The organism is Arthrobacter sp. B6, from assembly GCF_001663775.1.
Lineage (GTDB): Bacteria > Actinomycetota > Actinomycetes > Actinomycetales > Micrococcaceae > Arthrobacter.
In genome coordinates, this window is record NZ_KV467168.1 from 919387 (window position 1) to 940502 (window position 21116).

The 21116-nt window shown below is 66.4% G+C and carries 20 protein-coding genes; 6 read left to right on the forward strand and 14 right to left on the reverse strand.

What is annotated here, in order from left to right; all coding sequences use genetic code 11:
- Nucleotides 1-22 precede the first annotated feature (22 nt).
- The 5 genes from rbfA to rimP form a co-directional block, all read right to left on the reverse strand.
- Entirely contained in the window at nucleotides 23-532 is a 510-nt protein-coding gene (rbfA, locus tag AU175_RS03935; protein WP_066286017.1) for a 30S ribosome-binding factor RbfA, read from the reverse strand.
- A 239-nt stretch (nucleotides 533-771) separates the two neighbouring features.
- Complete coding sequence (infB, locus tag AU175_RS03940) at nucleotides 772-3726, reverse strand: translation initiation factor IF-2 (protein ID WP_066286019.1); 2955 nt, start codon at nucleotides 3724-3726, stop codon at nucleotides 772-774.
- Between the two features lie 152 nt (nucleotides 3727-3878).
- Nucleotides 3879-4241: a YlxR family protein gene (locus AU175_RS03945; protein ID WP_156642172.1), complete on the reverse strand. Its 363-nt coding sequence runs from the start codon at nucleotides 4239-4241 to the stop codon at nucleotides 3879-3881.
- 188 nt (nucleotides 4242-4429) lie between these two features.
- Nucleotides 4430-5410, reverse strand: a complete 981-nt coding sequence (gene nusA / locus AU175_RS03950) for a transcription termination factor NusA (protein WP_066286023.1) — start codon at nucleotides 5408-5410, stop codon at nucleotides 4430-4432.
- Complete coding sequence (gene rimP, locus AU175_RS03955) at nucleotides 5410-6024, reverse strand: ribosome maturation factor RimP (protein WP_066286025.1); 615 nt, start codon at nucleotides 6022-6024, stop codon at nucleotides 5410-5412. The genes nusA and rimP overlap by 1 nt, the downstream gene beginning before the upstream one ends.
- A 106-nt stretch (nucleotides 6025-6130) precedes the next feature.
- On the opposite strand from rimP, the gene AU175_RS03960 reads away from it, so the two are divergent.
- From AU175_RS03960 to AU175_RS03970, 3 genes are all read left to right on the forward strand, one after another.
- Nucleotides 6131-7303 carry a DUF4439 domain-containing protein gene (locus AU175_RS03960; protein ID WP_231938451.1) on the forward strand — a complete coding sequence of 391 codons (1173 nt, stop codon included), beginning with the start codon at nucleotides 6131-6133 and terminating at the stop codon, nucleotides 7301-7303.
- Between the two features lie 44 nt (nucleotides 7304-7347).
- Nucleotides 7348-8106, forward strand: coding sequence for a VIT1/CCC1 transporter family protein (locus AU175_RS03965; protein ID WP_066286026.1), 759 nt, complete (start codon nucleotides 7348-7350; stop codon nucleotides 8104-8106).
- An 82-nt stretch (nucleotides 8107-8188) separates the two neighbouring features.
- Entirely contained in the window at nucleotides 8189-9229 is a 1041-nt protein-coding gene (locus tag AU175_RS03970; RefSeq protein WP_066286027.1) for an aminoglycoside phosphotransferase family protein, read from the forward strand.
- A 64-nt stretch (nucleotides 9230-9293) separates the two neighbouring features.
- On the opposite strand, the gene AU175_RS03975 is transcribed toward AU175_RS03970, so the two are convergent.
- The 3 genes from AU175_RS03975 to AU175_RS03985 all read right to left on the reverse strand — a co-directional run bounded on the left by AU175_RS03975 (nucleotide 9294) and on the right by AU175_RS03985 (nucleotide 13382).
- A complete protein-coding gene (locus AU175_RS03975; protein WP_066286029.1) occupies nucleotides 9294-10691 on the reverse strand; it encodes a pyridoxal phosphate-dependent decarboxylase family protein in 1398 nt (465 codons plus the stop codon).
- Nucleotides 10692-10766: 75 nt separating this feature from the next.
- The gene (locus AU175_RS03980) at nucleotides 10767-11561 is read right to left on the reverse strand and encodes a sulfite exporter TauE/SafE family protein (protein ID WP_066286030.1); all 795 of its coding nucleotides are present in this window, start codon (nucleotides 11559-11561) and stop codon (nucleotides 10767-10769) included.
- 9 nt (nucleotides 11562-11570) lie between these two features.
- A complete protein-coding gene (locus AU175_RS03985; RefSeq protein WP_066286031.1) occupies nucleotides 11571-13382 on the reverse strand; it encodes a proline--tRNA ligase in 1812 nt (603 codons plus the stop codon).
- Between the two features lie 401 nt (nucleotides 13383-13783).
- Between AU175_RS03985 and AU175_RS03990 the strand changes: the two genes are divergently transcribed.
- The 3 genes from AU175_RS03990 to AU175_RS04000 are packed head-to-tail and all read left to right on the forward strand — an operon-like array spanning nucleotide 13784 to nucleotide 16004.
- Nucleotides 13784-14620 (forward strand): ABC transporter ATP-binding protein, encoded by an 837-nt coding sequence (locus tag AU175_RS03990; RefSeq protein ID WP_082979003.1) that lies wholly within the window; start codon nucleotides 13784-13786, stop codon nucleotides 14618-14620.
- Between the two features lie 8 nt (nucleotides 14621-14628).
- Nucleotides 14629-15372, forward strand: a complete 744-nt coding sequence (locus AU175_RS03995; protein WP_066290510.1) for an ABC transporter permease — start codon at nucleotides 14629-14631, stop codon at nucleotides 15370-15372.
- Nucleotides 15369-16004, forward strand: a complete 636-nt coding sequence (locus tag AU175_RS04000; RefSeq protein ID WP_066286033.1) for a TetR/AcrR family transcriptional regulator — start codon at nucleotides 15369-15371, stop codon at nucleotides 16002-16004. The genes AU175_RS03995 and AU175_RS04000 overlap by 4 nt, the downstream gene beginning before the upstream one ends.
- A 41-nt stretch (nucleotides 16005-16045) precedes the next feature.
- Here AU175_RS04000 and AU175_RS04005 read toward each other — a convergent pair whose 3' ends face one another.
- The 6 genes from AU175_RS04005 to AU175_RS04030 form a co-directional block, all read right to left on the reverse strand.
- Nucleotides 16046-16936 (reverse strand): GNAT family N-acetyltransferase, encoded by an 891-nt coding sequence (locus AU175_RS04005; protein ID WP_066290512.1) that lies wholly within the window; start codon nucleotides 16934-16936, stop codon nucleotides 16046-16048.
- Nucleotides 16899-18065, reverse strand: a complete 1167-nt coding sequence (ispG, locus tag AU175_RS04010) for a flavodoxin-dependent (E)-4-hydroxy-3-methylbut-2-enyl-diphosphate synthase (RefSeq protein ID WP_066286035.1) — start codon at nucleotides 18063-18065, stop codon at nucleotides 16899-16901. Before ispG ends, AU175_RS04005 begins: the two co-directional genes overlap by 38 nt.
- A gap of 43 nt (nucleotides 18066-18108) precedes the next feature.
- Entirely contained in the window at nucleotides 18109-18402 is a 294-nt protein-coding gene (locus AU175_RS04015) for a YciI family protein (protein WP_066286037.1), read from the reverse strand.
- Between the two features lie 76 nt (nucleotides 18403-18478).
- Entirely contained in the window at nucleotides 18479-18997 is a 519-nt protein-coding gene (locus AU175_RS04020) for a hypothetical protein (RefSeq protein WP_066286038.1), read from the reverse strand.
- Nucleotides 18994-19659 carry a MarR family transcriptional regulator gene (locus AU175_RS04025; protein ID WP_066286040.1) on the reverse strand — a complete coding sequence of 222 codons (666 nt, stop codon included), beginning with the start codon at nucleotides 19657-19659 and terminating at the stop codon, nucleotides 18994-18996. Before AU175_RS04025 ends, AU175_RS04020 begins: the two co-directional genes overlap by 4 nt.
- 111 nt (nucleotides 19660-19770) lie before the next feature.
- Nucleotides 19771-21102 (reverse strand): M50 family metallopeptidase, encoded by a 1332-nt coding sequence (locus AU175_RS04030; RefSeq protein ID WP_066286042.1) that lies wholly within the window; start codon nucleotides 21100-21102, stop codon nucleotides 19771-19773.
- Between the last annotated feature and the right edge of the window lie 14 nt (nucleotides 21103-21116).

The window sequence follows — 21116 nt, forward strand, 5'->3', positions numbered from 1 at the left end:
TCCCCGCGATGGGGCCAGAGGGCTACTTCTTGCCGTCTTCGTCGAGCTCTTCGTCGTCGGTGAGGTCGAGGTCCTCTTCGTCGAAGTCGTCCTCGTCGATGTCCACATCGGCGGGCACGTCACGCTTGTAAGGATCGGCGTCGCCGGCGTGCTTGGCCTTTTCAGCCAGGGCAGCAACCTCGGCGTCGCGCTTCTTCGCTTCGCGAAGAAGCTCCTCAAGGTTGGACGCAACCACGGGAATCTGGTCTGCCACGAATTCGAGGCTGGGAGTAAGCCGGACAGTAACGTTCCGGCCAACTTCCTGCCGAAGCACGCCCTTGGCCTTCTCGAGCCCCTTGGCAGCGTCAGCCTGGACAGCCTGGTCACCGAACACGGTGTAGTAAATGGTGGCATGCTGCAGATCATTGGTCACGCGGGCATCGGTAACCGTAATGCCCTCCAGCCGAGGATCCTTAACCTTCCGGCCCAGGGCCTCAGCAACAACAACCTTAATCCGCTGCGCCAACTTGGCAGCACGTGCCGGATCAGCCATGAACAACTCCTAGATAGATATAGAAAAGTTTGGGGCGCGCAAAGGTGAGGTTGTCACCCAACGCGCGGAGCGATTGAGGGGGCCTGGGAGTGGCATCGGGCCTGCCGGAGACGGACGGCCAACGATCGTAGATCGCTGGCCGTCCGTCGTAGGGGCGGGGCCCCCTCAATCGCGGAGTGCCAGGGCGGGGCCGCCGGAAAAATCCAACGACCCCGACCCTCTGTAACAGCTAGAACAACTTAGACGCGCGGCTTCTCGCGCATCTCGAAGGTCTCGATGATGTCGCCTTCGTTGATGTCGTTGTACGAGCCAAGACCGATACCACACTCGAAGTCCGTACGGACCTCAGTGGCGTCGTCCTTGAAGCGCTTGAGCGTCTCAACGGTGAGGTTGTCGCCGATGATCTTGCCGTCGCGGCTGATGCGTGCCTTCGTGTTGCGTCGGATGATGCCCGAGCGAACGATGGAACCTGCGATGTTGCCGAACTTGGAGGAACGGAACACTTCGCGGACCTCGGCGGTGCCCAGCTGGACCTCTTCGTACTCCGGCTTGAGCATGCCCTTGAGGGCCATCTCGATGTCATCGATTGCTGAGTAGATGACGGAGTAGAAGCGCATGTCCACGCCTTCGCGGTCTGCCAGTTCGGCAACCCGCTCGGCAGGCTTGACGTTGAAGCCGATGATGACGGCGCTGTCCACCGTTGCAAGGTTGACGTCGTTCTGCGTGATGGCACCAACGCCGCGGTGGATGACGCGCAGCTGCACGCCTTCGCCGACGTCGATCTTGAGCAGTGCGTCTTCCAGGGCTTCCACGGCACCGGACACGTCACCCTTGAGGATGAGGTTGAGGGTGTCGATCTTGCCATCGGCCACGGCCTGGTCGAAGTCTTCCAGGCTGATGCGCTTGCGGCGCTTGGCCAGGGCGGCGTTGCGGTCGGCTGCTTCACGCTTCTCGGCGATCTGGCGGGCGGTGCGCTCGTCAGCGGTCACGAAGAAGGTGTCGCCGGCGCGAGGCACGTTGGACAGACCCAGGACCTGCACGGGGCGGGACGGGCCAGCCTCGGTCAGGGCGCTGCCGTCGTCGTCGAACATGGCGCGGACGCGGCCGTGAGCCGTACCGGCCACGATCGTGTCACCGACACGCAGCGAACCGGACTGCACCAGGACCGTGGCCACGGAACCGCGGCCCTTGTCCAGGTTGGCTTCGATCGCGATACCGCGGGCGTCCTTGTTCGGGTTGGCGCGCATGTCCAGGGCTGCGTCTGCGGTAAGCAGGACGGCCTCGAGCAGCTCGTCGATGTTGAGGTTCTGGCGGGCAGAGACCTCAACGAACATGGTGTCGCCACCGTATTCTTCGGGGACAAGGCCGTACTCGGTCAGCTGGCCGCGGACCTTGTCCGGGTTGGCGCCTTCCTTGTCAATCTTGTTCACGGCCACCACGATCGGCACATTCGCTGCCTGCGCGTGGTTGAGGGCCTCAACGGTCTGCGGCATAACGCCGTCGTCCGCTGCGACCACCAGGATGGCGATGTCGGTGACCTTCGCACCACGGGCACGCATGGCGGTGAACGCCTCGTGGCCCGGAGTATCGATGAAGGTGATCTTCCGCTCGATGTCCTCGTGCATGTGGGTGACCTGGTAGGCACCGATGTGCTGCGTGATGCCGCCGTGCTCGCCCGCCATAACGTCGGACTTGCGGATGGCATCAAGCAGGCGGGTCTTACCGTGGTCGACGTGGCCCATGACGGTGACAACAGGAGGACGTGCCTCGAGGTCTTCGTCGCCTTCGGCTTCAAGCTCTGCTTCAAAGTCGATGTCGAACGTGGAGAGCAGCTCGCGCTCCTCATCCTCCGGCGAGACGACCTGGAGCTTGTAGCCAAGCTCCTCGCCCAGCAGTGCGAAGGTTTCCTCATCCAGCGACTGCGTGGCCGTGGCCATTTCGCCGAGGTGGAACAGGACGGTGACCAGTGCTGCGGGGTTTGCCTCGATCTTGTCGGCAAAATCCGTGATGGACGAACCGCGGCGGAGCCGGATGACGGTGCTGCCGTCGCCACGGGGGACGCTGACGCCACCCAGTGACGGAGCACTCATCTGCTCGAGTTCCTGGCGCTTGGCACGCTTCGACTTGCGCTGCTTGCCACGCCCGGCGCCGCCCTTGCCGAAGGCACCCTGGGTGCCACCGCGACCGCGGCCACCCTTGCCGAAGCCACCGCCAGCCGGAGCACCGCCGCCGGCACCCGGAGCGCCGCCGGTACCGGGAGCGCCACCCGGGCGTCCGGGTCCACGGCCGCCGCCACCGGGACGTCCGCCGGCGCCAGCCGGTGCGGGACGCTCAGTGCGGTTGGGCATCATGCCCGGGGTAGGACGGTTTCCACCAGCCCCCGCGGGACGCGGACCGCCAGCGCCGCCCGCACCGGCCGCAGGACGCGGACCACCGGGACGGGGACCGCCCGCACCGGCTGCCGGACGCGGCCCACCGGGACGGGGGCCACCGGCACCTGCTGCAGGACGGGGACCACCGGGACGGTCGCCGTCGGTACGGCTTCCGCCCGGGCGGGGCATGCCCTGGGAAGTAGCAAAGGGGTTGTTGCCCGGACGCGGTGCACGTTCTCCGTCGCCACCACGGCCGCGGGGCATGCCCTGGGACGTGGCGAACGGGTTGTTGCCCGGGCGGGGGCCGCCGGGACGAGGTGCAGAGCTGCCCTGCGACGATCCGCCCTGCGCTGATCCGCCGGAGCGGGAGGGCGCTGCTGGGGTCTCAGCCTTGGGGGCCGGGCGGGCTCCGGGCTTCGCTCCGGTGGACGGAGCGCTGGCGGCCGGAGCCGGCGCAGCAGGTGCTGCGGCTGCAGGGGCAGCCGGAGCTGCAGCAGCGGCGGCGGGTGCAGCCGGAGCTGCAGGTGCTGCGGCCTCGGGGGCTGCAGCAGCTGGCGTCGGGGCCTGGGGAGCTGCTGGACCCGGAGCAGGTGCTGCGGGACGTGATTCTGCCGACGGGGCAGGCGCCTTGGGCGCCGCTGCCGGAGCTGCGGCCTTGGCCGCGGCGTCGGGGTAGGCGTTGCGGAGTTTCCGCACCACCGGGGCCTCAATGGTGGAAGAGGCGGAGCGAACGAATTCGCCCAGTTCCTGCAGTTTTGTCACTGCATCTTTGGAAGTAATACCGAGCTCTTTAGCGAGCTCGTGTACGCGGACCTTGGCCACATTTCTCCTGTCTCGGTCCGCACCGAGCCAGGCACGAACCGTCTACTTCTTACTGCGGGCCCTCGCCGCGGCTGCGGCTGAAGGGCCCATTGCAGAGCGCAACAAAGTTGTCATCGTTGCGCACTCATCGCTGGGAACTCATCGGGTTTCCATCAGTTTTCTGACCCGCTTTCAGGTTGGACGGTTGTTGCTGCAGCTACCGGAAGTATCTGCAGCGGGCCTTCAGCGCCCGTGCCTGCCTTGATCCGGCGTTCGACGTCGGCGGTACCGGTTGCGCCCTTGAGGGCACGTCCGAATGCTCGCCGCTTGACCGCCAGGGCCAGGCACGATTCGCTGGGGTGCAGCCATGCACCCCGGCCAGCCATCCGGCGTCGTTCATCGACCAGGACAGCGGACGAACCGCTGGCATCAGCCACGAGCCGGAGGAGCTCCGACCGCGGACCCTTCTTCCGGCATCCGATGCAGGTACGCTGCGGTTGATTCTCGCTGTGAAGCACTTCTGCCACGGGGAGCATCTTCCTGACGTACCTGGTTGCCTGCCCATACCTGCCCGCCACAGCGAACTGCAGGGAGGGCACACAAGGGCGCACGAATACCGGCCGTTAGGCGCGGTCATTGTCTATTCTAGCCCCTCGGGGCCGTTCTGCCCGAAACCGGCGCTCCGACCGAAGGTGTCCCAGTCGGCCGGCGCGCCGGGAGAGGTTCAGTTTTCGCGCGGCGCGGCGGCGTCGGAGACGATGTCGATGCGCCAACCGGTCAGCTTTGCTGCCAGGCGGGCGTTCTGGCCCTCTTTGCCGATGGCCAGCGAAAGCTGGTAATCCGGGACAACAACGCGGGCGGACCGGGTGGCCTCGTCAATGATCGTGACGGAATTCACACGCGATGGCGACAGGGCGCTGGCGATGAAGGTGGCGGGATCCTCACTGAAGTCGACGATATCGATCTTTTCGTCGTTCAGTTCGGTCATCACGGCACGTACGCGGGAACCCATTTCGCCGATGCAGGCACCCTTGGCGTTGATGCCCGGGGTGTTGGCCTTGACGGCGATCTTGGTACGGTGGCCGGCTTCGCGGGCCAGGGCCACGATCTCCACTGAACGGTCCGCGATTTCCGGGACTTCCAGTTCGAAGAGCTTCCGGACCAGGCCCGGGTGTGAGCGGGAAAGCGTGACGGACGGACCCTTGGTACCGCGGTGGACGTCGATAACCAAGGCGCGGAGCCGGTTGCCGTGGGTGTACTTCTCCCCCGGCACCTGTTCGGGGGGCGGCAGCAGCGCTTCGACAGTGCCCAGGTTGACCTGGATCATGTGCGGGTTGTTGCCCTGCTGGATAAGCCCGGCAACGAGTTCACCCTCACGGCCCTTGAACTCGCCCAGGACGGCGTCGTCCTCAACGTCCCGCAGGCGCTGCAGGATGATCTGCCGTGCCGTGCTCGCCGCGATCCGGCCGAACCCGGCCGGGGTGTCCTCGAACTCGCCGATCGGGGCGCCGTCGTCGTCGATCTCCACGGCCCAGATGGTCACGTGTCCGCTCTTGCGGTCCAGTTCCGCGCGGGCCTTCTCGAAAGCGCCGGGCGATTTGTGGTAGGCCACCAGGAGCGCCTGCTCAATGGTGGGAATCAGGAGGTCCAGCGGGATTTCGCGCTCACGCTCCAGAAGTCTCAGTGCGCTCATGTCAATATCCATCAGGCCTCCTCAGAAGGTCCATTGTGCTCAGGTTCCAGACCGGCCTCGTCGAGGTGGCTGAATTCGATCTCGACTTTTCCGCTGCGGATCCTGTCGAAAGGAAGTGTTATGGGTTCGCCCTGCTTGGGCTTCATGCCCTTCTTGACGGCGATCTCCGGGACGATGGTCACGCCGGAGCCGTCCACCGCCTTGACCCTGCCGGTGACGTTGTCGCCCTGGACGACATTGACTTTGACCATGCGCCCGCGGGCTCTGTGCCAGTGGCGCTCTTCCGTGAGCGGCCGGCCCACGCCGGGCGAGGAAACTTCAAGGTCGTAGGGACGGCCGTCGTCGGCGGGGTCGTTGTCCAGGACGTCGGACAGGACCTTGGAGATGTCGGCGATGACGTCCAAATTGACGCCGCCGGTCTCTTCCTGCGGCAGGTCAACCACTACGTGCACCACCCGGTGCGAACCCGGGATGATGGAAACATCCTCAAGGTACAGGCGGTTGGCCTGGACCGAAGGTTCAAGTAAGGCCCGAAGCCGGGCAGCTTCCGGATTGTAGGCAGGCGCAGCGTCAGCCCTACCCGTTCCGGTACGGTCTGATGAAGTCGTGGCTTCTGCATTACTCACGATGCCGGCCGCCTCCCGATAGATGATGTTGTGACTACTAGCCTAACGATTTTCCGGGCGCAGTGGTGCACCATGTTTGCCGTGCGGCGTGACAACATGGTCTGTTGTGAAAGACGCTAGCACCGAAACCACCGCCCGCGGGCGGTATTTCCGGTACGCCGTTTTTTCGCTCACAGCCCTCCTGGTGCTGAGCCTGGGCATGGCCCTCATCCCGCATCAACCCCCTGCACCTGCGGAAACGCCTTTTTCCGAACGTGCCCGCGCCGCGGCGCTGGCAGACACCCTCGCCCTGCGGACTGCCGGGCAGGCGCTGGCAGGTGCGGCTGCCGGTGAGGGAGGGCCTGAGAACACTGCCGCGTTGGACCGTATTGTGACTTTGCTGACCATCCAGGCCCGGGCGTTGTTGCTTCCCGGGGGCACCGCCGCCGCGCCCAGCCGGACGGACTCGGGACAGCAAGCAGCACCGGGCGCCTCCGAGGGCCCGAACGCCTCTCCCGGGGGTTCGGCGTCTGCAGGCACGTCCTCCGCTGCCGAACTTGCGGCAGCGCTCTCCGCCAGCGGGTCCATGCGTCTCACCGATGCGCTGGAGGCCGACGGCGGCATGGCCCGCCTTCTCGCCGGTGCCGGCGCCGCACAGCTACTGGCGGCAAAGGACGCCGCGGCTATCGCCGGCGTTCCGGCGGAGGAACTGCCCGGATGGCAGGAACCCGCCATCCCCTCCGTACAGCCCACACCCGCCACTGCTGAGTGCACCATCGCCGGGCCGTCCGGTGAAGGCGAAAGGGCGGACGAAGGTGCCGGCCCTGGCCTGCGCCAGGCACTCACCGCCGCCCGGGATTCCGAACTTGAGACGGTTTACGGTTACCAGGCGGCGCTGACCCGCCTTGACCCTGCAGCCGCGGCCCAGGCCTCCGAGCTGTTGGCCGAACACCTGGACCTGGCGGACGAGGCGGAGGCGTACGCCGCCCTGCATTGCGCGGAAGTTCCTCCGGCACAGCCCGGCTATGTGCTTGATGCAGCCTTCCTAAGTGCGCCGGCAGCGGGTCTGGCACGGCTGGAGACCGGCACCCTGACCGCCTTCGGGGATGTCGTTGCATTGAGCACAGCTCCCACACGCAGCTGGGCCGTGGCGGCCCTCGTGGCTGCCGCGGAGAGGACACTCCTTTGGGGCGGGGATCCCGGAGCCGTTCCCGGCCTGGACCTGGACGAGTCCCAGCTTCCGCCCTTGCAGGAAACGCCTGCAGACGCCTTCCCCACCGCATCCCCGGCAGCCACGTAGGCCAGGTACTGGCAAGCAGGTCCAAGTGGTGGTTTGCTGAATTCATGGATTCCCAGGAGCCGGCCGGCCTTCCGGCGGACAACAAGGATCTGCAGCGCCACCTCGAAACCGAACCGCACGACAACGAAATGGCCCAGCGCCTCAACTGGCTGCGCGCCGGAGTGCTGGGCGCCAACGACGGCATCGTCTCGGTGGCCGCCATCGTGGTGGGTGTGGCAGGTGCCACGGCGGACACCGGACCCATCCTGGCAGCCGGTGCAGCCGGCCTGGTGGGCGGTGCCGTGTCCATGGCCCTGGGCGAGTACGTCTCCGTCAGCAGCCAAAGCGACAGCCAGAAGGCGCTGATCGAAAAGGAGCGCCGGGAGCTCGCCGAAGAGCCGGACGAAGAGCTTGCCGAGCTTACGGCCATCTACCAGGACAAGGGCCTCAGCCCCGAAACAGCGCGCCAGGTGGCGCTGGAACTGACCGAACACAATGCACTGGCCGCCCATCTCTCGGCGGAGCTCAACATCGACGAGGAGGATATCGTCAGCCCGTGGCACGCCGCCTTCGCCTCTGCGGTGGCCTTCACCATCGGCGCGGCACTGCCTATGCTGGCCATGCTCCTGCCCCCTCCCGGCATCCGGGTTCCGCTGACATTTGGCACCGTGCTGTTGGCGCTGGCATTAACCGGGGCGCTGGGTGCTTGGATCGGGGGCGGTTCCAAGGTGCGTGCGGCGGCCCGGGTGGTGGTGGGCGGCGCGCTGGCCCTGGCGGCAACTTTCACCATCGGCAATCTGCTCGGGGCCAGCGGAGTGGTGTGACCGGCGTCGATAAGCCTCATGCCGGGGACGCGGACGCATGTGTGCCCACCCCCGGACGCCCGGGTCAACTACGCTGGAGCTGATGAGCCAGCAGACACAAGTGCCGATCCCTCCGGACCTAACGGTGAGATACACCCGAAGCAGCGCCGGACGGGCATGGCTGGCCTCATTGCCGGCCCTGTTGGGTGGCCGGATGGAACATTGGGGGCTCACCCCCGATCTGGCTCCCGGCGCCCTGCCGTGGAACGGCCATGGCGGGGTGGTGGTCCCGGTCCGCCGCAACGATGGAACACCGGCTGCGCTGAAGGTGGCCTTTCCGCATGATGAAGCACGAGTGGAGCGCCATGCCCTGGAGTTATGGTCGGGCCACGGCGCCGTCAGGTTGCTGGAGGCTGACGCCGGAACCTGTTCAATGCTGCTGGAACGGCTGGAGGCGGACCGTTCTCTGCAGGACGTCCCCATGGATAAAGCCGTGGCCGTATGGGGCGGGCTGGTCCGGCAGTTGAGCCTGGTCCCCGACCACAGGCCACAATGGCAGGAATTCGACCACATCGCCGGGCGTGCCGAGCAGTGGAGCGACGACCTGCCGGCGGACTGGGAGCAGCAGGGCCGTCCGTTTCCCCGGTGGCTGCTGGAAGCAGCCCTGGAAGTCTGCCAGACCCGCGGCGCCGTAGGGCGCCGCTCCGGACGTGATGTGCTGGTGCACACCGACTTTCACTTCCTGAACATCCTCGCCCGCCCCTCGGCACAGGACGGATCAGGATTTGCGGCCATCGACCCGCAGCCCATGATTGGCGACCCGGAGTTCGCGGTGGCGCCGTTGCTCTGGAACAGGATCCAGGAGCTTCCCCGCACCGACCCGCAGGCCGGGCTGCGGGAACGGTGCCGTGATTTCAGCGAGGCGGCGGGCCTGGACAGCGAGGTGGCCCGCCAGTGGGGCGTTGCCCGGGAGGTGGAGAACGCCCTCTCCTATGCGGGTCGCCCGCACCACCAGGGGGACTTGGCGCGCTCGCTGTGGGTTGCCAGCACTTTGGCTGGCCGGACCATGGACGGGTTGCCGTCCGTGCACTCGCTGCCGGAACCGGGACAGGCTGGGAGTTTTTGTCCAGATGCAGCGGGATAAACCGCGGCCACGCCCCATTATCTGGACAAAAACTCCGGCTCCCGGGGTGCAGCAGCGGCGGAATTCAGGCTTTGCCCGTCCGCACCGCCGCGAAGGCCGAAGTGACAGCGTCAACGGCCGTGCCGACGTCGTCCATGTCCGTACTCCAGTTGCTTACCGAGACGCGCAATACGTCCCTGCCCTGCCACCGGGATCCGGACATCCATACCTTGCCGTCCTCGATGACCCTGGCCGTCACGGCGCGGGTGGTGGTGTCGTCACCGAATGCGAGCGAGACCTGCGTGTAGTCGACCGGGTTCAGGACTTCGATGCCGTCCACGGCGGCCAGTCCCGCCGCGATCCGGGCAGCCGCGTCCGCCAGGCCACGGACCTGGGCCGCCACGCCGTCGCTGCCCAGCGAGCGGAGGGCCGCCCACACCGGAACTCCGCGCCCCCGGCGTGACAGCTCCGGAACCTTTTCGAACGGGTCACCCGGGCCTTCGGCGTCGTGGATCAGATAGCTGGTGTGCAGTCCCATGGCGCTGCGGAGGGCGTTGGAGTCCTTGACGATGGCAATGCCACAGTCGTAGGGGACATTCAGGGTCTTGTGCGCATCGGTCCCCCACGAATCGGCCAGCTCCATACCCCTGACGAGATCAGCAAGTTCAGGCACCGCGGCGGCCCACAACCCGAAGGCACCGTCAATGTGGACCCAGGCGCCATGGCGGCGCGCCACCCCGATGGCTTCGTCAAACGGGTCGAAGGCCCCGGAATGCAGGTTCCCGGCCTGGAGGCACACCATGGCGGGACCGGAGCCCTCCGAAAGCATCCGGTCCAGTTCCGCAGGAATCAGCCTGCCCTGGGCATCCGCCGGGACCGCGGCGGGCCGGCCCAGGCCCAGGTAGCGCAGCCCGAGGTCGACGGTGTCGTGTCGCTCCTGTCCCACAAAACACCTGATCCGTGGAGCACCTGCCAGGCCGTCGCGGTCCAGGTCCCAGCCGGCGTCGGCCATCAGGCGCCACCTCGCCGCGGCCATGCCGGTGAAGTTCGCCATGGTCGCCCCGGTGACGAAGCCGACGTCGGCATCCTCCGGCAGGCGCAGCAGCTGAAGAAGCCACCGGCCGGCGGCTTCTTCAATCGCGGCAATGGCCGGGGTGGCATAGCGCAGGCCGGAATTCTGGTCCCAGGCACTGACCAGCCAGTCGGCGGCCAGCGCCGCAGGCAGGGTTCCACCAATGACCCAGCCGAAGAAACGGCCCGACGGCATGGCCATCAGGCCCGGCTCCGCCTTGAGGGCAAGGTAGTCCACGACCTCCGCGGCGGGCATGCCCTGCGGGGGCAGTGGTCCGGCGAAAACATCCACCAGATCGTGGGCCGCCGCACCCGGGCCGACGTGGCGGTCCGGCAGGCTCTCCAGCCACTCCTGTGCATGGCGGGCTGCGGCTGCGAGTGCTTCGGAATATTGTCCGGCGCCTGCTGACATAGCAGCATGGTACGCCTCTGCGGGTCCTCCTACGAGGGCGGGAAAGGACCGGGACGCCGGGCCTGCTGGAGATGACTAGGTGAAGTTCTCCTGCCAGACGTCGTAGCCGAGTTTGATGATCAGGGCACCCACGACAACCAGGAACACGACCCGGACGAAACGGCTCCCCTGCTTCACCGCGGTCCGGGCTCCCAGGTATCCGCCGGCCATGTTGGCCACACCCAGCAGCAGGCCCACACCCCACAGCAGCGAGCCGTGCGGAAGGAAAAACAGCAGGGCACCGGCGTTGGTGGCCATGTTGACGATCTTCGCTTTGGCGCTGGCCTCCAGGAAGGCGTACCCCATGGCTGACACAAGGGCGATGACCAGGAACGAGCCCGTGCCGGGTCCGATCAGCCCGTCATAGAAACCGATCACCGCCCCGATCATGCACGCCACAACGTAGTGCGTGTGTCCGTCGTGGCGCAGCAAGGTGATGTCCCCGACGTTGGGCTTGAGGGCGGTAAAAAGTGCGACGGCGACCAGTGCGGCCACGATGATGGGCTTGAACACGCCCGCCGGCAGGCTTGCGGCCAACACCGCCCCGCCGAAACTGCCGGCAAGGGCGATCACTGCCATGGGCAGCGCCGTCTTCAGGTCCGGCCGGACGCGCCCGTAGTACGTGACGGCACTGGTGGTAGTCCCGAAGATCGAGCCCATCTTGTTGGTGGCAAGGGCCTGGACGGGGGTGATGCCCGGCACCAGCAGCAGCGCCGGTAGCTGGATCAGTCCGCCGCCGCCCACCACTGCGTCCACCCAGCCTGCAGCGAATCCGGCCACCACAATCAGGATGAGGGTGGTGAGCTGGATCGACTCGAAACCCGAGATCAACGCTGCGGATCAGCTGTTGCGGACGGCGGTAACCACGTAGTCAACCGCCTTGTCCACTGCAACGTTCTCCGCTTCGCCGCTGCGGCGGTCCTTGATCTCCACGACACCGTCCACCAGTCCACGGCCGACGGCCAGGATAGTGGGGACGCCCACGAGTTCGGCGTCGCCGAACTTTACGCCGGGGGAAACCTTGGGACGGTCGTCATAGATGACGTCCAGCCCGGCGGCTTCGAGTTCCAGGGCCAGCTTCTCGGCTGCTGCGAAGATTTCGTCGCCGCGGCCGACGGCCACGATATGGACATCTGCCGGTGCGACGGCGCGGGGCCAGGTCAGGCCCTTGTCGTCATGGTTGGACTCGGCCAGGGCTGCGACGGCCCGGGTGACACCCACGCCGTAGGAACCCATGGTGACCACCACCTGCTTGCCGTTCTGGTCCAGGACTTTCAGCTCAAGGGCTTCTGCGTACTTGCGTCCGAGCTGGAAGATGTGGCCCATCTCGATGCCGCGGGCGATCTCCAGCGGGCCGGAGCCGTCCGGGGCAGGGTCGCCTTCGCGGACGTCGGTGCATTCGATGACGCCGTCCCAGGTGAAGTCGCGCCCGGCCACGAGGCCGTAGACGTGTTTTCCGGCCTCGTTGGCCCCGGTGACCCAGGCGGTGCCGCTGACGACCCGGGGATCAACGAGGTACAGGAGCTTGGTGGAACTTTCGCTGCCCAGCAGGGGTTCGTCCAGTGTCAGGCCGGGGCCAAGGTAGCCCTTGACGATGAGGGGCTGCTTTTTCAGGTCCTCATCGTTGGCTGCTTCCAGGCCGATCTCGCCGCCGATGGGAAGGAAGGATCCGATGTTGGCTTCCACGCGCTTCAGGTCCACGCCGCGGTCACCGGGCAGGCCGATGACCACAAGCTGGCGTTCACCGGTGGGCAGGGTGACGGCGAGGACAACGTTCTTGAGGGTGTCGGCGGCAGTCCAGGGGCCGCCGTCGGCCTCGCTGCGGGGAGCCAGCTCGTTGGATGCGGCCACCAGCGTTTCGATGGTGGGGGTATCCGGGGTGTCCAGGACTTCTGCAGCCGGCGCATCCGCAAAGCCGATTTCGGCCGGCACCACCGTGGTGACGGCTTCGACGTTGGCGGCGTAGCCCCCGGCGGAGCGCACGAACGTGTCCTCACCGATCTCGGTGGGGTGCAGGAATTCCTCGCTCTTGGAGCCGCCCATGGCACCGGCAGTCGCGGTGACGGGTATGACCTCCAGGCCGAGCCGCTCGAAGATGCGCAGGTAGGCGCCGCGGTGCGCAGTGTAGCTGGCGTCCAGGCCGGCGTCGTCCACGTCGAAGGAGTAGGAGTCCTTCATGATGAACTCGCGGCCGCGCAGGAGGCCGGCCCGGGGGCGGGCCTCATCGCGGTATTTGTTCTGGATCTGGTAGAGGCTCAGCGGCAGGTCCTTGTACGAGGAGTACAGGTCCTTGACCAGGAGGGTGAACATTTCCTCGTGCGTGGGAGCCAGCAGGTAGTCGGCACCTTTGCGGTCCTGGAGCCGGAACAGGCCTTCGCCGTATTCGGTCCAGCGGTTCGTGGCCTCGTAGGGTTCGCGCGGCAGCAGGGCCGGAAAATGCACTTCCTGGGCGCCGATGGCCGCCATTTCCTCGCGGATGACGGCCTCGACCTTGCGTAGCACGCTGAGCCCCAGCGGCAGCCAGGTGTAGATGCCGGGCGCCGCGCGCCGGATGTAGCCGGCCCGGACCAGCAGCCGGTGGCTGGCGACCTCGGCGTCGACGGGATCTTCACGGAGGGTACGCAGGAATAGCTTGGACAGTCTTGTGACCACGGGTCGGTATCCGTTTCTGGGGAATAGCTGCTGGAAAGCAGAGCCGGGCAATTCGTCTGGGTACTAATCTACCGGCAAAGCCGCCCTTCCCCTGCTGCGCGATCCGTAACGGGCCAGCGATCGCCCGGGACGCAATAGAGCCACGCCCGGCGATGCAAAGCCCCTGGCCGTAAACGGCTGGTCATTGCATCCGGGCGTGGCTCCACGGCGTTGACGCTTGGTACTGGTGAGGACTGGTGAGACCGCCCACCCACACTCCAGCGCAGCTAGATCGAACCTATGTGATCGCCGACACCTTGACAAGGGTTTTACCCATTCGGCGTCGTTGACGGCCCCACATGACAGGTCTAGCTTTAATTCATCAGGTGGTGAATTCAGGCCACGAGTACTCGGAGGCAGCCATGTCCCACTCAGCAGTAGCAGCCCTGGCCGGTCCCGGCGGTGACGTGGCTGTGGCCACAAAGTCCCTGCACGTGATCCGGGGAAAGGTTCCTGTCCTTCGGGGCCTGGACTTTGCCATCCCGACAGGAAGGATCACAGGCCTGTTGGGCCCGTCGGGCAGCGGAAAGACCACTTTGATGCGGGCCATCGTAGGAGTCCAGAAGCTGGGTTCGGGGTCCGTCAGCGTGCTGGGCCTTCCGGCCGGCCATCCGTCCCTCCGGCATCGGGTGGGGTACGTGACGCAGTCCCCGAGTGTCTACCCTGACCTGACCGTGGAAGCCAACGTCCGCTATTTCGGGGCGATGCACCGGAAAAGGCGCAACGATGCGGCGGAGGCGATTGCCGCCGTCGGGCTTGAACAGCAGTCCCGGCAGAAAACCGCGGATCTTTCCGGCGGCCAGCTCAGCCGCGTATCACTGGCCTGCGCCCTGGTGGCGCGCCCCCGGCTGCTGGTCCTCGATGAGCCTACTGTGGGCCTTGACCCGGTCCTCCGTGCGGACCTCTGGGACCGCTTCAGATCCATGGCCGAGGCCGGGACCACCCTGCTGGTCTCCAGCCACGTGATGGAGGAAGCAAGCCACTGCGGTTCCCTGCTGCTCCTGCGCGAAGGCACGCTCCTGGCGCAGCTGACGCCGGCGGAACTCAGCAGGCGGGGCCACAGCACCGACCTTGAGAAGGCGTTCCTGCACATGATCCGGGAAGCGGAAGGCACGGCGACACCCGAAGGGGCCCCGACCGTCGACGGCACCGCCACCGCAGAAAGCGGCACAACCCCGGAAAGGACGGTGCGGTCATGAACCCGGTGATGATGCTGGCCACGGCCCGACGCGTCCTGGACCAGCTGCGGCACGACCCCCGCAGCATTGCCCTGATCCTGGTGGTACCGGCGCTCCTGCTGACGGCCGTGTACTTCCTGTTCGAGAACGAGACGCTCCCTCCCGGCGTGCCCAGGACCTTCGACCGGGTGGGCCTGATGATGCTGGCCATTTTCCCGTTTGTGGTGATGTTCCTGGTCACCTCCATCACGATGCTGCGGGAACGGACGTCCGGGACATTGGAGCGGCTCCTCACCACGCCGATCCACAAAGCGGATTTACTGTTCGGTTACGCAGTCGCGTTTTCCATCATGGCTGCCCTGCAGTCGCTGGTTGCCACGGCCGTTGCCTACTGGATCTTCGACCTGGACATCAAAGGCAGCCCCGCCCTGGTGGTCATGATTGCCGTCATCAACGCCGTCCTGGGCGTGGCCCTGGGGCTGCTCTGCTCCGCGTTCGCCCGGACCGAATTCCAGGCCGTCCAGTTTATGCCCGTCGTGGTGGTCCCCCAGATTCTGTTATGCGGACTCTTTGTGGCGCGTGACCGAATGAATGAGGTCCTCGAGTCGATTTCGAACGTCCTGCCGCTCACCTTTTCGGTGGATGCGCTGCAGGAGATCGCGGCGAACGCCGAAGCTACTGACCGGTTGTGGCTGGACACCGGAATCATGCTGGCCATCGTCCTGGGCGTCCTGGTGCTGGCGTCCCTCACGCTCAGGCGGCAGACTGCATGAGCGGCACACAGGAGGCCCGGAGGCCTGGTTCCGGCAGGAGGGGACGGCGCGAAGGGGCAACCGAGTCCCGGGAGAACATCCTGGCCACCGCCCGTCGCCTCTTCGCTGAACGCGGGTTCGACGGCACGAGCCTGCGGCAGATCGCACGGGAAGCCAGTGTTGATCCGGCCATGATCCATCATTTTTTCAAGGGCAAGGACGAACTCTTCGCGCTGTGCGTGGCACTTCCGGCGGACCCCGCCGAGATGCTGGAGGGCGTGGACCAGTACGACCCGGAGCACCGGGCGGAGGCGATTGTGCGGGCGGCGCTGCGGTTGTGGGAGAGCCCGGCCCAACACAGCCTCGTGGCGTTTATCCGGGGCACCATTGGCTCCAGGGCCAGGACGCTGCTGCTGCGGGAAGTGGTGACCCGGACCATCATCAGCCGCATCACGGCCGGGGTGCCCGGGCCGCCGGAAGAAGTTGCCCTGCGGGGCAACCTGGTGGCAACGCAGATGGTGGGCCTTCTGCTGGTCCGGTACGTGGTCAAGCTGGAGCCACTTTCTTCGGCGTCAGCGGAGGAGGTGGTGCGGCTCGTGGCTCCGAACGTCCAGCGTTACCTGACCGGTGAGCTGGACGGAGTGGGCGGCTGACACCGCCCCGGACGCTGTACACGCGGGGACAGCAGGGCCCGTTAGAAAAGCACGGTGGCGAACGTGCCCCGCTGGGTGAATCCGACCCGTTCGTAGGTGGATCTGGCCCGGGTGTTGAAGCCGTTGACGTACAGGCTGGTGACGGGAGCGATCTTCTGCGCCTGTTCCACGACTGCCGCCATGTAGCCGGCGCTGAGGCCCTGGCCGCGGTACAGGGGGTTCATCCACACGCCCTGCACCTGCGTGACCTCCGCCGTCACGGCGCCGAGTTCGGCTTTGAAGATTACGTCGCCGGCCGAGTCGAGGTGTACCAGCGAGTGTCCCTGCCGGATCAGGCCTTCCACGCGGCGGCTGTAAAATTCGCGTCCGCCCAAAAACGGCGAATAGCCCACTTCCTCTTCGAACATGGCGGCGCAGGCTGGGAGGATCCGGTCGAAGTCGGCGAGCGTTCCCCGTGCGAGTTCCGTGTTCGGTTCCACGGAGGGCGGCCCCGCGAGGGTGAGCAGCGGCTGCTCCGGGCGCACCTCGTGCGCGGTGTGGCCCAGCGCCGCCATCTCAGCGTGCAGGGCCAGCACCGGTTCGGCGGGGCCAAAGGCCGAGGCATACCGGCGTCCTGAGCGGTTGGCTGCCACGGCAATCAGCCCGGCAAATGCTGGATCCAGCTCGACCGGAACCAGGTTGGCTCCTGTCCAGCAGGCACCCACCAGCGTTCCGTCGTCGAACACGCCCAGGACCGACGCCCCGCCCGTGGTGGGCGCGGCGGTACCGGCAGACCGCAGGTGGGCAAGGATGAAGACGTTGGCTACCGGATCCTGCTGGGCCAGGCGGCGCAGTGCCGACGTGTCCGGACCTGCCAAGGTGCGGACAGTGATACCCGCCGGCGCAGTGCCGTCCTTATGAGACGCTAACCACGGGGCTACCCTTGACAGCATCTTCGCCATCGGGCTCCCCCATCTCTTCGGCAATACGCATGGCTTCTTCGATCAGTGTCTCAACAATCTGGTCCTCGGGGACAGTCTTAATGACCTCGCCCTTCACAAAGATCTGGCCCTTGCCGTTACCCGAGGCCACGCCGAGGTCCGCCTCGCGGGCCTCCCCCGGACCGTTGACGACGCAGCCCATGACGGCCACACGCAGCGGGATTTCCATGCCTTCCAGGCCTGCCGTGACCTGTTCGGCGAGGGTGTAGACGTCCACCTGGGCGCGGCCGCAGGACGGGCAGGAGACAATCTCGAGTTTGCGCGGGCGCAGGTTGAGGGACTGCAGGATCTGGTTGCCGACCTTGATTTCCTCCACCGGAGGGGCGGACAGGGAGACCCGAATGGTGTCGCCGATGCCCCTGGACAGCAGGGCGCCGAAGGCGGTGGCTGATTTGATGGTTCCCTGGAAGGCGGGCCCTGCCTCGGTGACGCCGAGGTGGAGGGGCCAGTCACCTTTTTCGGCCAGCATCTCGTAGGCGGCCACCATGATGACGGGGTCATTGTGCTTGACCGAGATCTTGAAATCGTGGAAGCCGTGCTCCTCGAACAGGGACGCTTCCCAGACTGCGGATTCCACGAGTGCCTCAGGCGTGGCTTTACCGTATTTCTTCATGATGCCCGGTTCCAGCGACCCGGCGTTGACGCCGATCCGGATGGACGTGCCGTGGTCCTTGGCTGCCTTCGCGATTTCCTTGACCTGGTCGTCGAACTTGCGGATATTGCCCGGGTTCACACGGACCGCGGCGCAGCCTGCCTCGATGGCCGCGAAGACGTACTTGGGCTGGAAGTGGATGTCCGCGATGACCGGGATCTGGGACTTGCGGGCGATGATGGGCAGCGCCTCGGCGTCGTCCGCGGACGGGCAGGCCACGCGGACGATGTCACAGCCTGAGGCTGTGAGTTCGGCGATCTGCTGCAGCGTGGCGTTGATGTCCGTGGTGGGTGTGGTGGTCATGGACTGCACACTGATGGGGCTGTCCGAGCCGACTCCCACGGATCCGACCTTGATCTGGCGCGTCTTGCGGCGCGGGGCAAGGACGGGCGGCGGTGCTGACGGCATTCCCAGGCTGACCGAGGTCACGTGGACTCCTTGGGTAGTGAGGTGGAACGGAGGGGGTCAGATATTAGGACGCGTGGGCGGCAAGGATGCCGATCACCGGAGTCCATTCGGTAGTCCGGATCCCTGCGATGACACCGGCCAGCGCGAAGGGATCCTGCTTGAGCAGGTCGTTCAGCTCCGCCTCGTCCTGGACCTTGAAGATCAGCAGGGCACCGGCGCCGTCACCATAGGGTCCGCTGGCCAGGAGCCGGCCGTCCTCGGCCAGCGTGGCCAGCCAGGCCCGGTGTGCGGGGCGGCTTTCATCGCGGGCGGCAGAGGAATCGGCAGCGTAAACGTACTCAACAGCAAAAACAGTCATAAGGACACCCTATCCCCAGCGGCGGGCCTGCGCCGATCCGGACAAGCCCGCCAAGGGCGCATGCCAGGTCCCCTGCTCAGGACAGAAACAGCACTTTGACGGTGGCCGCAACCCCGGCCGCCCAGAGCATGGACGTGAGCGTCCCGATAATGAACCGCTCCGCTGCCACCGGCGTTTCCTTCAGCTCGGCGAACCTCCCCAGTCCTTTGATGGCCACAACGTAGGCAATGGCCACAGGCTGCGCGGTCAGGATGGCCAGGCAGACCGCCAGGCGTTCCAGCACGCCGATGATTGCCCCGCCGCGAAGGATCCGCTGCGCAGGAACCGCCGCTGCCGGGTAGTGAACGTCCGACGGCGGCCTGCCGCCACCCGCGGTCAGCTCGCCGTCCACCGTTTGCCCCTGCCCGGCCTGCGGGGCTGCCCGAAAGATGTCCACGGTGACGTCGGCTGACGGGTCCTCGTCAGCATGGTGCGCGGCCCTGGCCGCATCCGCCTTATCGTCAATGGTCCTGGCCAGCCGGAAGACGAGGGCAGTCAGCGGCCAGCCGCCGAATCCGGCCACCAGCAGGGCCGCCGTTATCCAGAGTGCGTTCACCGGTCTCCTTCTATCTGGGAATGAGCGTGCGCCAGGAGCATTGCCGCGGCAGGCCTGGCCGCCCATTCTTCCTGCCATCCGGACCTGAGCACGGCGCGGCTCACCGACTGTTCCGTAATTCCCAACTCCCTGGCCACCCGCTTCTGGCTGCCATGCCTGCCCCCGCCGTCCTGCAGAAGGCGGAGCCTGTCGACCACCCGCCATTGGGCGGCGGTCCGTCCCTGGATCAGGCGGCCAATCAGGCGGAGCACCCCCTCGGCGTTGGCGCAGGCCACGGCTCCCTCCCGGGCATGCTGCGGTACCTCCGCTGCCCGGCCAATACTGCCGGACACCACCGACAACGGGACCTGGCCCGCCGATGTCTTGGCAAGGTCTACGGCCTTGCGGGCTGCCACAAACCCGGTTCCGGTCCCCTCCCGGGGGCTTGAGCCGGGCGCAAGCACCACCGTGCCAACGCCGATTCCCACGTACCAGTGGCCGCTGCGCAAGGCATGCAGGGCGATGTCCACTACCTCGGCGGGGTCGTCCACCAGCCCCTGCAGTTCATCCCCCACCGAGCGTTCAAAGGCCGCCGACGTCAGGCCGGCCAGTTCGGAGATCAGGTCAGGAACCCGGTCGGCGTCGGTGCTGCTGCCGCGCTGGTCGATGGTGAGGACGTACATGGGTTAACCGTAGACGGCTGAATTCCGATAATCAATCAATATCAGCTGATTATTAAAAAACACCTTTTTATGGCTGATTATTGCAGGAACGGCTAGAGGATCCCGGAGTGCCTAGCCGAAGAGGTTGATGGGCTTGACGATATCCGCATAGATCAGGAGCGCGCTCATGCCCATCAGCAGGGCTGCCACCACGTAGGTCGCCGGCAAAAGCCTGGCAATATCAAAGGCGCCGGGATCGGGCTTGCCGAAGAGCTTGGCCACCCGGCGGCGGGCCCCTTCATATAGCGCGCCGGCTATGTGGCCGCCGTCAAGCGGCAGCAGCGGAACAAGGTTGAAGACCGCCAAGGCGAAGTTCAGCCCGGCGAGCAGCCCCACGAGAGCCCCTAGCCTGGACTGCAGCGGGATCTCTTCCATGGCCGATATCTCTCCCGCCACGCGCCCCACGCCCACCACGCTGATGGGACCGTTGGGATCGCGCGGTTCCTCGCTGAAGGCCGCCTGCGCCACACCGGCCACCCGCGCAGGGAGGTTCAGCACCACGCCGGCCACCTGCCGGATATTCTCCCCCGCCATGGGCAGGACGGACGACGCCGGCTGCGGCACCAGTTCAGTCCGGGAACCAATGCCCAGGAAGCCGACGTCCTGGTATAGGAGGTTGCCGGCGTCGTCCTTTGCCTGGCGTCCGTCGACGCCGACTACGGGCCGGGCCGACAGCACGGGAGTCACGGCGGTGGTGACGGGGCCGCCGTCGCGTTCCACCGTGATGCTGACTTCCCTCCCGGCGGATGTGCGGATCCAGTCGGTCAGCTGGTCCCAGCTGGTGACGGCTTTACCGTCAAAGGAGGTGACAACGTCATTGGGCAGCAGCCCGGCCGCGGCAGCGGGTGTCAGTTCGCAGTCCGCGGAAGCGGGATCCACGGTCTCCCCGGCCGCGACCTGGCATTTGGAGACATCGGCGATCGTGGTGGTGGGCGTGGCGATGCCAAAGCCCATCAGGAGCACAGCCGTGAGTGCCACCCCGATCAGCAGGTTCATCGCCGGGCCGCCGAGCATCACGATGATTTTTTTCCACACCGGGAGCCGGTAGAAGACCCGGTCCGCGTCGTCCGGTCCCACCTCCTCGTGGGCCAGGGACCGCGCCTCGGTGGCCAGCGTCTGGAACATTCCGGTGCTCGATGGCCTGACTGTTCCGTCTTCCTTGTTCGGCGGGTACATGCCGATCATGGAGACGTAGCCGCCCAGGGGAATGGCCTTGACCCCATACTCGGTTTCGCCCCTGCGCTTTGACCACAGGGTGGGGCCGAAACCGATCATGTACTTGGTGACACGTACCTTGAACAGCTTTGCCGGCGCCAGGTGGCCGACTTCGTGCAGCGCAATGGACGCGGCAATGCCGATCGCCACAAACACGACACCGAGGATAAAGAGGAGTACTGGACTCATGGGTGGATCTACTG

What these genes read in the sequence shown, in the direction of transcription:
- AU175_RS04025 (WP_066286040.1), bottom strand. Translation starts at nt 19,659, where the DNA reads ATGTACGTCCTCACCATCGACCAGCGCGGCAGCAGCACCGACGCCGAC.
- AU175_RS04005 (WP_066290512.1), bottom strand. Translation starts at nt 16,936, where the DNA reads ATGCTGTCAAGGGTAGCCCCGTGGTTAGCGTCTCATAAGGACGGCACT.
- AU175_RS03965 (WP_066286026.1), top strand. Translation starts at nt 7,348, where the DNA reads ATGGATTCCCAGGAGCCGGCCGGCCTTCCGGCGGACAACAAGGATCTG.
- AU175_RS03975 (WP_066286029.1), bottom strand. Translation starts at nt 10,691, where the DNA reads ATGTCAGCAGGCGCCGGACAATATTCCGAAGCACTCGCAGCCGCAGCC.
- AU175_RS03945 (WP_156642172.1), bottom strand. Translation starts at nt 4,241, where the DNA reads ATGCTCCCCGTGGCAGAAGTGCTTCACAGCGAGAATCAACCGCAGCGT.
- AU175_RS04030 (WP_066286042.1), bottom strand. Translation starts at nt 21,102, where the DNA reads ATGAGTCCAGTACTCCTCTTTATCCTCGGTGTCGTGTTTGTGGCGATC.
- AU175_RS04015 (WP_066286037.1), bottom strand. Translation starts at nt 18,402, where the DNA reads ATGACTGTTTTTGCTGTTGAGTACGTTTACGCTGCCGATTCCTCTGCC.
- nusA (WP_066286023.1), bottom strand. Translation starts at nt 5,410, where the DNA reads ATGGATATTGACATGAGCGCACTGAGACTTCTGGAGCGTGAGCGCGAA.
- AU175_RS03970 (WP_066286027.1), top strand. Translation starts at nt 8,189, where the DNA reads ATGAGCCAGCAGACACAAGTGCCGATCCCTCCGGACCTAACGGTGAGA.
- AU175_RS03990 (WP_082979003.1), top strand. Translation starts at nt 13,784, where the DNA reads ATGTCCCACTCAGCAGTAGCAGCCCTGGCCGGTCCCGGCGGTGACGTG.
- AU175_RS04000 (WP_066286033.1), top strand. Translation starts at nt 15,369, where the DNA reads ATGAGCGGCACACAGGAGGCCCGGAGGCCTGGTTCCGGCAGGAGGGGA.
- rbfA (WP_066286017.1), bottom strand. Translation starts at nt 532, where the DNA reads ATGGCTGATCCGGCACGTGCTGCCAAGTTGGCGCAGCGGATTAAGGTT.
- AU175_RS03995 (WP_066290510.1), top strand. Translation starts at nt 14,629, where the DNA reads ATGATGCTGGCCACGGCCCGACGCGTCCTGGACCAGCTGCGGCACGAC.